General features: G+C 34.4%; 16 protein-coding genes. All 16 read left to right on the forward strand.

The features are described 5' to 3' along the window. Nucleotides 1-110: 110 nt before the first annotated feature. The 16 genes from ACM9HF_RS02740 to hrpA all read left to right on the forward strand — a co-directional run bounded on the left by ACM9HF_RS02740 (nt 111) and on the right by hrpA (nt 14,586). Complete coding sequence (locus ACM9HF_RS02740; RefSeq protein ID WP_473614186.1) at nt 111-983, forward strand: DUF8812 domain-containing protein; 873 nt, start codon at nt 111-113, stop codon at nt 981-983. A gap of 7 nt (nt 984-990) precedes the next feature. Next, nucleotides 991-1,428, forward strand: a complete 438-nt coding sequence (locus ACM9HF_RS02745; protein WP_473614187.1) for a hypothetical protein — start codon at nt 991-993, stop codon at nt 1,426-1,428. A gap of 62 nt (nt 1,429-1,490) precedes the next feature. Next, a complete protein-coding gene (locus ACM9HF_RS02750; protein ID WP_473614188.1) occupies nt 1,491-1,934 on the forward strand; it encodes a hypothetical protein in 444 nt (147 codons plus the stop codon). Between the two features lie 51 nt (nt 1,935-1,985). After that, complete coding sequence (locus ACM9HF_RS02755) at nt 1,986-2,759, forward strand: TraB/GumN family protein (protein WP_473614189.1); 774 nt, start codon at nt 1,986-1,988, stop codon at nt 2,757-2,759. Further along, the gene (locus ACM9HF_RS02760; protein ID WP_473614190.1) at nt 2,753-3,355 is read left to right on the forward strand and encodes a hypothetical protein; all 603 of its coding nucleotides are present in this window, start codon (nt 2,753-2,755) and stop codon (nt 3,353-3,355) included. Before ACM9HF_RS02755 ends, ACM9HF_RS02760 begins: the two co-directional genes overlap by 7 nt. A 271-nt stretch (nt 3,356-3,626) precedes the next feature. After that, complete coding sequence (locus tag ACM9HF_RS02765; RefSeq protein ID WP_473614191.1) at nt 3,627-4,091, forward strand: hypothetical protein; 465 nt, start codon at nt 3,627-3,629, stop codon at nt 4,089-4,091. A 93-nt stretch (nt 4,092-4,184) separates the two neighbouring features. Then, nucleotides 4,185-4,463 (forward strand): hypothetical protein, encoded by a 279-nt coding sequence (locus ACM9HF_RS02770; RefSeq protein ID WP_473614192.1) that lies wholly within the window; start codon nt 4,185-4,187, stop codon nt 4,461-4,463. A 94-nt stretch (nt 4,464-4,557) separates the two neighbouring features. Next, nucleotides 4,558-5,346: a hypothetical protein gene (locus tag ACM9HF_RS02775; protein ID WP_473614193.1), complete on the forward strand. Its 789-nt coding sequence runs from the start codon at nt 4,558-4,560 to the stop codon at nt 5,344-5,346. Nucleotides 5,347-5,491: 145 nt separating this feature from the next. Further along, a complete protein-coding gene (locus ACM9HF_RS02780; protein WP_473614194.1) occupies nt 5,492-6,010 on the forward strand; it encodes a M23 family metallopeptidase in 519 nt (172 codons plus the stop codon). Between the two features lie 30 nt (nt 6,011-6,040). Further along, nucleotides 6,041-6,634 carry a DUF1287 domain-containing protein gene (locus ACM9HF_RS02785; protein ID WP_473614195.1) on the forward strand — a complete coding sequence of 198 codons (594 nt, stop codon included), beginning with the start codon at nt 6,041-6,043 and terminating at the stop codon, nt 6,632-6,634. Nucleotides 6,635-6,848: 214 nt separating this feature from the next. Next, nucleotides 6,849-7,241: a hypothetical protein gene (locus ACM9HF_RS02790; RefSeq protein WP_473614196.1), complete on the forward strand. Its 393-nt coding sequence runs from the start codon at nt 6,849-6,851 to the stop codon at nt 7,239-7,241. Nucleotides 7,242-7,483: 242 nt separating this feature from the next. Further along, a complete protein-coding gene (locus ACM9HF_RS02795; RefSeq protein WP_473614197.1) occupies nt 7,484-8,458 on the forward strand; it encodes a GGDEF domain-containing protein in 975 nt (324 codons plus the stop codon). Between the two features lie 101 nt (nt 8,459-8,559). Next, nucleotides 8,560-9,066 (forward strand): CreA family protein, encoded by a 507-nt coding sequence (locus ACM9HF_RS02800; RefSeq protein ID WP_473614198.1) that lies wholly within the window; start codon nt 8,560-8,562, stop codon nt 9,064-9,066. Nucleotides 9,067-9,099: 33 nt separating this feature from the next. Then, nucleotides 9,100-9,957 (forward strand): hypothetical protein, encoded by an 858-nt coding sequence (locus ACM9HF_RS02805; protein WP_473614199.1) that lies wholly within the window; start codon nt 9,100-9,102, stop codon nt 9,955-9,957. 125 nt (nt 9,958-10,082) lie between these two features. Continuing rightward, nucleotides 10,083-10,523 (forward strand): CBS domain-containing protein, encoded by a 441-nt coding sequence (locus ACM9HF_RS02810; RefSeq protein WP_473614200.1) that lies wholly within the window; start codon nt 10,083-10,085, stop codon nt 10,521-10,523. 124 nt (nt 10,524-10,647) lie between these two features. Continuing rightward, a complete protein-coding gene (gene hrpA, locus ACM9HF_RS02815; RefSeq protein WP_473618249.1) occupies nt 10,648-14,586 on the forward strand; it encodes an ATP-dependent RNA helicase HrpA in 3,939 nt (1,312 codons plus the stop codon). Nucleotides 14,587-14,709: the final 123 nt, after the last annotated feature.

The raw sequence follows: 14,709 nt of genomic DNA on the forward strand, positions 1-14,709 counted from the left end.
TAAAAATATAAACTCACATCAAGTAAAAAATAAATGATTAAAAACCAATCTAAATTTTTCCTATTAGAATATTTAGATTAAAGAGCAGTCAATATTAAAAAAGGGATTTTATGCTTACTTTACAAATGGGAGCTAATGTTGGTTTAAATTCAGCCAATAAATCAGCTGATGTAAAACTGATAACCGCTTTGTTAAATACCTATGCGCGTAATGTATGCCCATTGTCTACTTTGAGTCACAAGGTAGATGGTGACTATATAGGTATGATCAATGACTTCCAAAAAAATGTGCTTAAAATGGCAAAGCCTGATGGCGTTGTTACAGCTAATGGTGGAACTTTTAGAAAGCTCGTTGATTTTTTAAAAAACTCTTATACAACAGTATCAATTACTAAACCTAGCTGTGGTGTTTTAACATGGGATGCAGAAGGAACTGAAGGAGGACGCTACCATAGCCGATGTTTTCATGTACCGTCTGAACGCTCAGGGCTAACCATTGGCAGGGGCTACGATATGCGAGAAAAAACAGCGAGCAAAATAAGTACCCACTTAATTCAGGCAGGAATTTCTTGTGAAGTTGCCAATGTTATATCGCTTGCTGCGGGAAAAATAGGGAAAAATGCTGAGCTATTTGTTATTGAAAATGATTTACTTGATTACGAAATTTCCGCTAAAGCGCAATTAAAGTTATTTGAAATTATATACAAAGAAATGGAAGCCGATGTAATAAAGATTTGTAATAAAAGTATTACCACTAAAACCTATGGAAAAACCGATTGGTCAACTTTACATGTAAAAATAAAGAATGTACTGATAGATCTTAGATTTAGAGGGGATTATCACCCAACGAGTCGTAAATTTTTACAAAAGCATGTTGCGGATAATGATCTTGCTTTATTTAAAGATGAAATAAAAAAAGAGGCAAATTGGGCTAATGTACCCGCTGCTAGAAGACAAGCTCGTACTAAATATATTAATTCATAGGTGAAAAATGAAACTACTTATTATTAGCATATATTGTCTTTTTATTTTCTTTTGTTCTGAATCTCAAAGCAGTGAAGAACAAAACTTTGTTAGTCTCAATGCGATAGAAATGAACGTTGAGAGAGTCAATGACAATCTATTTCGATGGATCAAGTTTCACCCTGAAAGTGAATATCCGTGCTTTCGTTTAGAGCTTTTAACAGCAGGTAGTAACGCTCTTATTAAAAGAAAAAACATCTGTGCTGTATATGATGATGCGTTAAAAATCACACATGATTTTAAAAAACTTAGCTTTTTAGATATATACAATTTAAAAATTGACGCTCAAACGTTTACATTTGAATTAGAACTATCGTTGCTTAGCCAGAATGTGGTTACGATGAATTGCTCAATTAACATTGAGAATACTGATTTTTCACCACTTGTATGTAAACGGTCTGAATAAATCACGCTGCTTTGCATTATGCAATTGAGCAAAGTGTCGATGGTAACTACTTATAAAGCTTAATGAAAAAGATATTGATTATTTACATTGTTTTATTGGGCTTTACTTATTCATGTATAGCTAAAAGCGCTATGCCTTTAACATTAAGAGGCTTGAAACAAACGATTGGAAATGTACATTATCTCGCCAAAGTGAAAATTACCAACATTGAAATTTTACATGAAGGTGATAGCTCAGAAAAACACGTTTACACTGCTGAAGTTCTTGCTACTTATAAAGGTGAAACGCATAAACACATACGCTATGAAATGTTTGTAGAGCATGAAGAAGATGTTTTGTTTAATTCTGCTCCTGTATTTGTAGCACTCTGTACAGATGACAAAGGCACTTATTATTGGCCTGGTACGGGGTCTGAGTTCAAATACTCATCAGCTATTGATTCATGGTTAACGGAAAATAAAACCAAACTTGAAAATACTGACTCTACCGCTGAGTGGTGCCAGTGATCATTTGATTTTTAATCAAAGGTTTAACTAACTATAAGTAAAGGAAATACAATGAATAAAATAAACACGGATGTAAACTATAAAACCATGGCAGGTAATGCTCGTTTGGTTATTATTGCAGAATCTAGCCATAACCCAGCATCTTACAAATATGAAGCCATACGTGCACTTAAACAGCTGAAATCGGCTGGATTTACACATTTCGCAATGGAAATGCTTCCTCAAAGAATAAAAGATAATATTGAATATTATCAACGCACAGGACAAGGCTTTGATATTATTAAACGGCATTTTGAAGAGCATTGGAATAGGAACAGTGCAGCAACTACTAGCTATGGTGAGTTAGTAAAAGCAGCTAATTCTCTAGGCATGAAAATAATCCCATTAGATATGTCGATTGAAATGATGGACCTCATTGAGAATCGTTGTGATTGGCAAGAAGCTGATAAAGGGCTTTGTGCCGACTCTCACATGCAAAGAAATTTAATGTGGGCAAATATCTTAAGTACCCATCTAAAATTGAACCAAAAACCTCGTATTGTTGCATTTATGCATAGGTACCATGCTTTTAGTGCAGGAAAAAAGCATGTTGGAATAGATACACTTATGCAAAATATAGGGATCAATAATATTAGCCTTGTTGAGTATGTTGGTGGGATTAGATGTTCTGATATGGGGATTTGTGAGGGACAATCGGATGAGAAAAAACCACTAAAAGACGTTTATTTTTACCGTAAGGGATCATTTATTACTTCAGCGCTTCCGTCTTTTACGGTTCATATACCTGAAAAAAGAGTATCTTCAGAAGGAGCCTTACTATGGTAAGAATATTTTTATTTTTTTTTATTGTAACCTCTTTTTTTATCAAGGCAGGAAATCCTAGGTGGGATGATTCAATTGATATTAATAATCCTGATTTAACCGTTAACGTTGTTGCACAACAGTGTCATAAAAGCTTAATTAATGCGCCTGATGAGCTCGAACAGTGGTGTAATAAAGCCATAAACATGGGGTATTGGAATGCGTTAGTCCCTCTCAGCTTACATTCTGGTAATGGATCACGGCTCGTTCAGGAGGCAACAAAGAGAGTTAATGCGAAAGAACCTAACGCATATGCTACGCTTGCTTGGCTTTATGAAACAGGCATGTTTGTCAAGCAGGACATTAATTATGCTATAGCGCTCCATGAAGAGTTTTTGGTATTAGATACAAAGTTGCTTGAATCACAGGTTACTTCTGCCCATGAAGAATTAGCTAAACTGTTTGCCGTCAAGAAAAACTGGCAAGCGGTTAGTCGACATGCGCAGTATGTTATTATTAATAGCAAGTTGGCTTTTAATAGAGAAAATGCAACTCGATTAATGAAAATGGCTCAAGAGGAATTAGCTCTAGAAAACAATAAATCCAATTCCATCAACTGATTTATAATGGAATTATTTTACTTACTATAAGTGAGTCATAATAAAAAAGCGTTTACTCTGTTGAAGTTCATGCTACCTATAAAGGCGAAACGCATAAACACATACGCTATGAAATGTTTGTAGAGCAGTTTAAACTTGGTGGGGGATTAATGTGATTAGAAATTATAAAAGAATAATATTCGTCCTATTTATTTTGTCTGCTAATTCATATGCAAAGGGTTTGTGGGCGGATCTCGACATCAATGACTCCAAGTTATCTGGAGACTCAATTATGAAGCAATGCCAAAAAAGCTTGCTATATGCACCCGACCAATTAGAGGCATGGTGTGAAAAAGCATATGAAATAGGGTATTGGCAAGCGCTTGAATATATAGGCTTGCATACTGGTGACGGTAGTCGGTATATATCTGAGCTAAATAGGCGTACTGAAAGTGGTGAACTGGATCCTATATTTGCTCTAGCATGGAATTATAGCTATGGCCGTTTTGTTTCAAGGGACTTAGAAAAATCTATAAGCCTTTTTAACCAATATTTAAATGATAATACTCAACAAGAAAAAACGAGATTATACCGTGTTCACAAAGAACTTTTATCAATATATGAAGAATTGGGTAATATTGAAAAATCGGCAGAACATAAAAAATACCTAGAAGGTCACGATGATATTAAGACTAAAAATCTTATTTTAAAAAAACAGTTAGCAGAAGCAGACGTAAATTTAAATATCAATGATTAAGTCTTATTTTTATGTTGTATCAACTGATATATTTATACAACAAAGCAGCGTTTTACTTATTAAAGAACACATTATTAAAAAAGGATTTTATTTATGCAACAAAACCACCGTTTAACACTTATCCAAATCATGGCTACAATCCACGAAACGCCTAGTATCATTCATGAACATTGGGAAACGGTTTCTCCGTTATTAGTTGAATTAATCGATACAGCGCCTGAAGGTCTTGAGGGAATGGCGGCCATGATATGCACTCATTTCAATAATGCCATCAAATTTAAAGACTTAAAAGTTGTTAAATTTGAACTTGAGTCTGGATTAATTAAATTAAACCGCTACTTTCAAAAGCTAAATGCGTTTAAACAAGAGTAACGCTTATTTTTGTTTTCTATATTTACAGGTTTGATTTCTACATAAATCCTGCTTAACCAATATATTCAGATATTACCGATAAAAAGATTGAATTATGTCACTCATCACCTTGTGTATATTACTGCTTTGTCTTCAGCCTTTTGTCATTTATAAAGTGATGTTCAGTACCAAAGAAAAGAGTCAAAGTGACTTAGAATTTGAGCTGTCATTTTTAGTAATAGCTCCGTGTTTTATTTACTTCTATCTTGATACCTTTTGGTATGCACTCTTATTATTGTGCAGTGTGAGCGCTTTAGGTGGATTATTAGCAAAACTATACGAGAAAAAAGCCCGATATAGCCTACCGTTAAAAGAGTTATATTACTTTCTCATTGTATGGTTTTGTATTTTTAGTATTGGTTATGGTGGCGTTTTGTTCTGGGACTATTTAACAAGTTTACGGGAAACACCAGCCGTGCCACATATCGCCGAAAGTGCTTTCAGTGACATACCTGAAGATATAACAATGCCGATAGAGGCCCGCTCGAAAACAACCTTGCTTGAAAACTTAGCTCCTTCACTTATTTATTTAGGTGCAATGGTTAGCGTATTGTTGGTTAAGTTATATGAAATACGTTCATCAAATGATAATGAATATTCAAGTAATCTTTTTTTTGTGTTATCTGTTTTTCCAGGCATTTTAGCTTTATTTAGTGAGTACTATATTTCGAGTTTAGTTTTTAATGTGTTCTGGTTTATTCGCGTTGGAACTATTATCACTGAATACGACAAAAAATCCGACCCCTCAGCGGGCTCAGCTTGGTTTATTTATGGATTTTTTCTAGTTGGAGGCGTTATGGCTAGCGTACTCTATAAATTAATTCTATGGTTGTTCAGTTTTTAAATGAATGGATAAATATAGTAATGGGAGACAAGCATGTGAAAACGCCTAAAGTATTAATACGTATAGGCTGCAACTTATTCACTATCTATCTAATAATTTCTTTATCACTATAGTCTTATTCTTTGAATTCAAAATGGTATAGCTTATGAAGCAGGTTAAGAAAAAAGTTTTAATAGCGATAGTTGCATTTGTTTTTTTATTTATACTTTTAATACCTGAACAGTTAATTATTCCTGTGGCTGGAGCCAATAAACTTGATTGGCATAAAGATACTTTTTGGTATGAACCTTGGGGGAAATCTGGCGTTCATAAAGGTATCGATATTTTTGCTGATAAAGGAGCTTCATTACTCTCTGCTAGCCATGGCATAGTTTTATACACAGGAAATTTAAGTTTAGGAGGTAAAGTTATTATTATTTTAGCGCCTAAATGGCGTATTCATTACTATGCGCATTTAGATAGTATAATAGCAAAACCTATGCAGCTTGTTAATTCAGGTGAGGCTATTGGCAGTGTTGGTGATACTGGAAATGCTAAGGGAAAGCCACCTCATTTACATTATTCTATCATTACGTTACTTCCGTATCTTTGGAAGATAGATGGAAGCAATCAAGGCTGGAAGAAAGCTTTTTATCTAGATCCTAATGATTTGCTTACTCAATAAAATTTTCACCAAGTTTATTAGGGTATAACTATGTTTATATTAAGAAAATTATTATATTTATTCTGTATTAATTTGGGCTGTGCGTCGGCTGAAACATTTGAACAGCTTCTTGTTGATGCGGCTATAGAAAGAACATCACATCAAGTGAGTTACGATGGTTCTTATTATTCTATTGATTATCCAAATGGCGACGTACCAAAAAACATAGGTGTTTGTACCGATGTTATTATTCGAACGTATAGAGCTATGAATATAGATTTACAGCAACTAGTTCATCAAGATATGAGTAATCACTTTCTCTCTTATCCATCAAAACGTATATGGGGTTTAAATAAAACAGACAAAAATATAGATCATCGTAGGGTGCCTAATTTACAAGTTTATTTTAGCCGTAATGGGCAATCATTACCTGTAACACTTAATAAAAACGATTATTTACCGGGTGATATTGTGACATGGATGCTAGCTAATAATTTACCACATATTGGTTTGGTGGTAGGTAATCATTCTATAGAAACGGGAAATCCGCTCATTGTTCATAATATAGGTTTAGGGCCTAAACAAGAAGATATGTTGTTTAAATATAAAATAACAGGTCACTATCGATACAAGCCTGAAAAATAATACAAGTAGACCTTAAATTTAAAAGCATGAAAGATTATTTATCTTCTATAATGTAGTGATAACCTACAGACCCATAGTATTTAAAATGGTAATATACGCCTTATCAATAATTATTTTCATCTCATAAGCAGTTATTGTTAAGAATTTAAATATTCAAGGAAATGCTGTTCTAAAAATAGTACAGCATGATCAATCGAAGAATAAGGACATTAGCATGACGGCTTCAATCTCTTCTATCCATCCTAAAAAAAAGCAATTAAATATTCAGCCCGAAATCGCCGAAGTTGCTTCTATTGATACACAATCTCGCATCAGTGAAATTAAACTAATAGCCCGAAATACTCATCAAAAAGTGATCGCTCAAGCAAAACATATTACTCGGGCGAGCGTTGGCGATTCTATTTTAGTTCAACATACCCTTCAAGGTTGGATTGTAATCGCACAGCTTTCTAAACCTAAAGATACTCCAGCAGCCCACATAACCGACAACAATGGTCATGTAAAAGTTAAAGGAGCTAAAAGTGTTACCTTATCAACAAAAATAGGCACGATTGAAGTACTGGAAGACGGTAAAGTTTTGTTAGATGAAACAGAGATCATTAACTAACCAAGTAACTTACAGTAGTTGATAATGACTTATCGGAAAACATTTATCGCTCTTTATTGAAAATAACAAATTCAGCTAACACAGCACTGCTATACTGTAGTGGCATAGTTATTTATTGTAAAAATTTACGTAGTAGACAATTTTTTTGAGTTAAACTCTATATAATCTGTACTATTACATTTTTCATAAGTAATTTTTTATTAACATGCTGGCACAATTGTTTATTTCATTTTGAGAGCGCTATGATCAATCAATTGCAACAAAAATATCAACTTTCTATATTGTTCTTACTTGGAGTTGTTGCTGTTATTGGTATTTTTCCATTTGTTTGTATTCGCTTTTATGAAGGTAATAATCCTGCAGCGTTTATTGATTTGATGTTAGTGATAGGTATTATTTCTTTAGTTTCCTATGCAAATTACTCAAAAAATATTCGGTCAGTAAGCATCGTTATTGCTCTATTTATTAATGGTGGTGCTGTCACTATTATTGTTACCAATGGCATTAATAGCTTTTTATGGATTTACCCTGTATTAGCCAGCACTTTTATTTTCATTAAGCCTCTTGAAGCTTTTTGTCTTAATCTTCTATCGTCAATGTCGTTGATCTTTTTATCTGATGTATTTACGACTATTTCTCTAGATTCTTATATTATAGCAACCTCAATGTTATCTATGAGTATCTATGTTTCAGCCAAACACAGCGAAAAACAATTTAGTTCGTTAGAAATGCTAAATTCTGTTGATACGTTAACAGGAGCTTTTAATCGTCGAGCGATGAATTTTGATTTGGAATCTGCTTTGTCTTTTTCAAATAGAAATGGGGCAAAACAATTATTAGTTATGTTAGACCTAGATTATTTCAAGAAAGTAAATGATAAATATGGGCATGCTGTAGGTGATCAGGTACTTAAAGAATTTGTTTCTATTATTCAATCAAATATACGTAAGTCTGACCGACTTTATCGTTTTGGGGGCGAGGAGTTTGTATTACTTATTCCTGAAGTGAATGGCAATCAAGATATTTTTATTAATAACTTAAGAAAAGCGATTAAAGCGCAATTAAAAACGCCCGATGGTAAAGAAATTACAGTATCTTTTGGTGCCGCTTTTTGGGTACCTAATACAACAGAAGATACATGGCTAAAGCGTGCCGATGAAGCACTTTATCAGGCTAAATCAAATGGTCGTAATTGTGTTGTATTTAATCACGAATAATTGATTTAACTGTTATCTAAAAATTTTTATTAAGTTCAACTAACGCCATACCTTGTTATAGTTTATCATCTTTAGCAAACGCAATTTAAGGATGCTATATTATGAAAAACGCTACATTTTCATCTTTTTTCACCACATCATTTATCCCGTTATTATTAACTATCGGATTATTATCAAGTTGTTCAGACAATGTCGGCAAGGTGAGCTTAGGTTTGTTTACAACAAAAGATGTTGTGATAGAAGCTAAACAAGATCCTATTATTACCGGTGTTACTTGCCATATAAGCCATGTTGAAGCGGATTTAGACTTTAGCGATCCGTCTGATATGTCTATTGCTTGTCGTCAAACAGGTGAAATTACCGAGGCACAGTTAAATAAGATAGATCGCTCTAAAAACGGCGAAATTGTTTTTAAGCAGTCAAAAAGTATTTTATTTAAAAGCCTTAAGGTACGTAGAATTTATGATGCTGAACACAAAACCTTAATTTACCTGTCTTATTCTACAAAGGAGTCTAGCGGTAGCCATCATCATTCACTTTCAACCGTAGCACTATTTAATACTCAAGGTTGGGATTGGGCTTTACAACAGGCGAAATCAGCTAACTAAACTTCTTCGCTTTTACGAGAATAAAATACATATATGATTTTAGATTTATTTAAAACAAAACCTATTATAGAAGACAGCGTACATAACTGGATTGCAGATACTTATGCGTGGGCAATAACTCATCTTAATGGTGATTTTTTAAAAAATGATAGCCAACTTATTCTACCTACAAATAAATTTTATCCCGGTAGGGTGTCTAGCGTTCATGAAATGGCGCAACAAGTGTTTAGCCAAACAGTTAAATACGCAGGTATGGAAAACTGGCCACTGGTGTTAGTAGAACCTCATAAAGCGTCTACTAATGAGATACCTAAATTGTCAACAAGTCGCTTATTACGTGGTATTTCAGCTAACATCTCTATTGCCAATGCAAACACTTATGATAATGGGGATTTGGTTGAGGTTAGTTATGGCGGTGAAAGTATTAGCCGTGAAAATATAGCTAATCAAAACCTAATCGAAATTAGCTATAACCCAGCACAGGTTAATCAACCACAAGACTTAGTGTCTTCATTTGCGCAAATATTGGCATCACTCCTTGTGTATCATTCGCCACAATTGCCACCAGGCGGCAAAGACTACATTCCACAATCTATTGATTTAGTTGCCTGTTTTATGGGGTTTGGCGTTATATTTTCTAATACCGCCTTTCAGTTTAAAGGTGGGTGTGGATCTTGTAATAATCGACAAGCTAATAGGCAATCAACATTAACTGAATTAGAAACGGTTTATTGTTTAGCTATGTTTTGCCAGTTAAAAGATATTAACAAAAGTGATGTTTTACCGCATTTAAAAGGACACTTGAAAAGCATTTTTAAAGGAGCTGTTAAGCAATTAAACAAACAAACTAGTGAATTAGAAGCTTCTGCTTTACTGTCGTTGATAAAATAATGAATAAAATTGAGTATTTTTACACGTTAAGGTCTACAGTTATAGAATATCCCCGTAACTATTCAAGATGCATGTTTCAGTGGGAAGGGGGATATAACCAATAAAAACAACAAAGGGCAAGTGGTATGGAATCATTACAAGTTCAACATTATATGAATCATTATCCTGTAACTTTTTCACCTGACATGGTTGTGCAAGAAGCTTCGTTAAGATTTTTGAAAACGAAACAAATTGGTGGTCCTGTTATTGATACTAATAATCAGTTAGTCGGTTTTTTATCTGAAAATGATGTGCTGTCTAAAATGTTAGATAGTATTTATCACAATAAACATTTTGCTTACGTGTCTGAAATGATGCGAAAAGACGTATTAACGGTTAAACCATACGACAGTATTATAGAGTTAGGTCAAACTATGCTGTTAAATAAGCCTAAGGTTTACCCCGTTGTAGACGATGACGGTAATTTACTTGGTACGATTTGCCGTAACGATGTTTTACGGGCTATTGATAAACATATACGTTCAGGTGAAACTGCTGATAAATTAAGCCATAAATCAACTGCTTAATTAATAAGTAAGACTTAAACAAATAAAATGAACTTACTGCCATTTTGGGCAGAAACTGATATTATAGTTGCAATGTAACTATGTATTAGAGCCTGTTGTGTCGTTAGAAGTAAGTTCAAATCCCATCCCCGAAATTCAATCACTTTTTAATTTATTACCTAAAACAAAAGGAGCTGATAGAGCACGTTTAAAAAACAGGTTACTTAATGCTAAAAAGCTAAACGATGGTGATAAAAAAAATAATGCCTTATTACAAGTGGCTAAATTAATTGAAAAATCTTTACTGAATAAACAGGCTAAAATAAACAAACTTCCTCAAGTTACCTATAACGAATCTTTACCCGTATCTCAAAACGTAGATCACATTTCAGAAACCATTAAAAACAATCAAGTTACCATCATTGCTGGTGAAACAGGTTCAGGTAAAACAACACAAATTCCCAAAATATGTTTAGCACTAGGTCGCGGTATCGACGGTATTATTGGTCATACACAGCCGAGACGTATTGCCGCACGAACAGTTGCAACACGTATTGCAGAAGAGCTAAATACAAAATTAGGTACATCGGTAGGTTATAAAGTTCGTTTTAACGACATGGTTGACGAACACAGTCATGTAAAGTTAATGACAGACGGTATTTTATTAGCTGAAATGCAAACAGATCGTTTATTGCGCCAATACGATACTTTAATTATTGATGAAGCTCATGAACGTAGTTTAAACATAGACTTTATTTTAGGGTATGTTAAACAAATACTACCGAAACGTCCTGATTTAAAAGTTATTATTACCTCGGCAACCATTGATCCTCAACGTTTTTCAAAACACTTTAACGACGCACCTATTATAGAAGTATCGGGCAGAACCTTTCCTGTTGATATTCTTTATCGCCCTTTAAACGAACCAAGTGCAAACGATGATGAAGGCAATACGCAACGAGACGATCTAGATGTTATATCAGGCATTTTAAATGCGGTAGATGAATTAAGTGATATAAGTAACGGCGACATTCTTATATTTTTAAACGGCGAACGTGAAATTAGAGACACAGCAAGTGCGTTAGAAAAAGCAAACTTACGCTTTACCAATATATTACCTTTGTATTCACGTTTAACGGTACAAGAACAAAACAAAATATTTCAACCTCATAGTGGTCGAAATATTGTTTTAGCGACAAACGTTGCTGAAACCAGCTTAACGGTTCCGGGTATTAAATATGTAATAGATCCAGGAACTGCACGGATTTCTCGTTATAGTTATCGCACAAAAGTACAGCGTTTACCGATTGAAGCTATTTCACAAGCCAGTGCTAATCAACGTTCTGGTCGTTGTGGCCGAGTATCTGCGGGTGTTTGTATTCGTTTATACTCAGAAGACGACTTTTTAGGTAGACCTGAATTTACTGATCCTGAAATTGTTAGAACAAACTTAGCTACGGTTATTTTACAAATGCTCGCGCTAGATTTAGGCAGCATTTCTGACTTTCCATTTGTACAACCACCTGATGGTCGAAATATTAATGATGGCGTAAAATTACTAGAAGAACTTGCTGCTATATCTTATCAAAGTAATGGTGGTAACAAGCAACAGTCTCAATCGAAAGTTGTTTTAACTAAAATAGGGCGCTTGCTTTCAAAGTTTTCTATTGATCCCCGATTATCAAAAATGATTTTAACGTCAATCGACTTAGGTTGTATTGAACAGATATTAATCATAGTAAGTGCGTTAAGTATTCAAGACCCACGTGAACGCCCACACGAAAAACAACAAGCGGCTGACGAAAAACATAACCGTTTTAAAGATCCACAATCTGACTTTATTAGCTTACTTAATTTATGGAATTATATAACCGATCAGCAAAAAGAATTAAGCAGTAATCAGTTCAGACGCATGTGCCAAAAAGACTTTATTGCATATATGCGTGTTAGAGAATGGCAAGATATTTTCTCACAATTAAAGTCGACGTTTAGAGACCTGAAAATTCAGGTAACGCGTATCGATTTTGAAGAAGAAAAAAATCAAGAAATCATCCATCAAGCCATACTGTCTGGGCTATTGAGTCATATTGGGCAATTAGATGAAAATCGAGAATATAAAGGAGCTCGTGGTAGCAAATTCTATATATTTCCGGGGTCTGGTGTTGCTAAAAAATCACCTAAATGGATCATGGGCGCAGAGCTTGTAGAAACCAGCCGCTTGTTTGCTCGTATGGTAGGTAAAATTGATGCGCAGTGGATTGAACCTTTAGCTGAACATTTAGTTAAAAAGAGTTATAGCGAACCTCATTGGGAGAAAAAACAAGGCGCTGTTATGGCATCTGAACAAGTATCACTTTACGGTTTAATATTGGTAGCAAATCGCAAAGTTAATTTTAATAAAATAGAACCTGATACCTGTAGAGAAATTTTTATTAGGGAAGCATTAGTTAATGGCGAATGTACCATTCAAGAAAACTTCTTTAAAGACAATAAAGCCCTTATTAATGAGATTGAAACGTTAGAGAAAAAAGCTCGACGTAAAGATTTTTTAATTGATGAGCAACAACTCGTTGATTTTTACTCATCAAAAATTCCCGAACATGTTAACTGCCAACGTAGTTTCTTATCATGGTGGAAAAAAGAAAAACATAAAAATGGCAAGCTACTGCATTTTACTAAAGCCTTTTTATTAAATGAAAGCTCTGAAGAGTTATCAAAAACGGAATACCCAGACACTTGGCAACAAGGCAATCTAACTTTACCGCTACAATACCATTTTACACCGGGCGATATTGACGATGGTATTAGCGTGATTATTCCTATAGGTATTCTTAATCAAGTTCATGAAGAAGGATTTGACTGGTTAATACCTGCACTTCGTTTTGACTTAGTTGTAGCGTTAATAAAGGGTTTACCTAAATCATTACGTAGAAACTTTGTACCGGCGCCTAATTACGCTGAAGCTTGTGTAACTGCTATGACAGATACCGACAAACCTTTAGTTGAAGTGCTTGAAAAACAGTTACTCAGAATGACTGGCGTTAGATTACCTGAAAACTCGTGGGACAGTATCGAGTTACCTGTTCACTTAACCATGAATTTTAAAGTGTTGAACGAAAGAGGAAAACTAGTTAAACAAGGCCGCGATCTCGATTTATTAAAAGCTGAACTACAAGGCAAAGTTAAAGCTTCTATCAAGCAAGTGGCAGATAAAGGAATTGAAAGAACCGATATTGAAACATGGGACTTTAAAGATCTACCTACAGGTTACGAGAAAAAAGTCGCTAATATCACGATAAAAGCCTTTCCTGCTTTAGTCGATAAAAACAAAAGTGTCGCTATTGAATTGTTTGAACAAGAAGAAATTGCTGAACAAGCCATGTTAAAAGGCGCCAGCCGATTAATTTTATTAAACATACCGTCGCCTATTAAATATCTGCAAGAAAAACTACCGAACAAAGCAAAGCTGGGTTTGTATTTTAATCCATTTGGTTCAATAACCGATTTATTGCAAGACTGTATTGTAGCAGCGTGCCAGCATTTATTGCTGACTCATGGCCCTTTACCACGTAGCGAAAAAGAATTTACCAAAGCGAAAGATTACATACGTGCAGAAATTGCTGATTGCGTACTAAACAGCGCCATAAAAGTAGAAAAAGCGTTAAGCACCGCACACGACATACGTAAAAAGCTAAAAGGTAATGTGAGTTTAAACATTATTCAATCACATGGTGATATTAAACAGCATTTAGAATCGCTTGTATTTAAAGGGTTTGTCACTGAATCTGGTCACGACAAGTTAGATGATATAAACCGATACTTACAAGCAATTATCAGGCGTTTAGAGAAACTGCCTATTGATCCAAACCAAGATCGTTTAAAAATGATCGAAATAGAAAAAGCCAACACTGCTTATCAAACCGTATTAAGTAAACAGAAGAAAGGGCAGCCTTTATCAAAAGAGCTGTCTGATGTTACTTGGATGCTTGAAGAGTTAAAAGTGTCGTTATACGCACAAAATCTTAAAACACCGTATCCTATATCAAGCAAACGCGTGTTGAATCATTTAAAAGCGTTTTCGTAACTGCGTTATTACAATCTTATTTTTTAGTCACACGCTCTAATGTAAAGCCAGCTATATTTAGCTGGCTTTTTCTCGTCTGCTTCTTTCAATTTTATTCCTTTACAAATTAACACTTTCTCAAAT

The sequence above is a fragment of the Colwellia sp. RE-S-Sl-9 genome (genome assembly GCF_048296855.1).
Lineage (GTDB): Bacteria > Pseudomonadota > Gammaproteobacteria > Enterobacterales > Alteromonadaceae > Pseudocolwellia.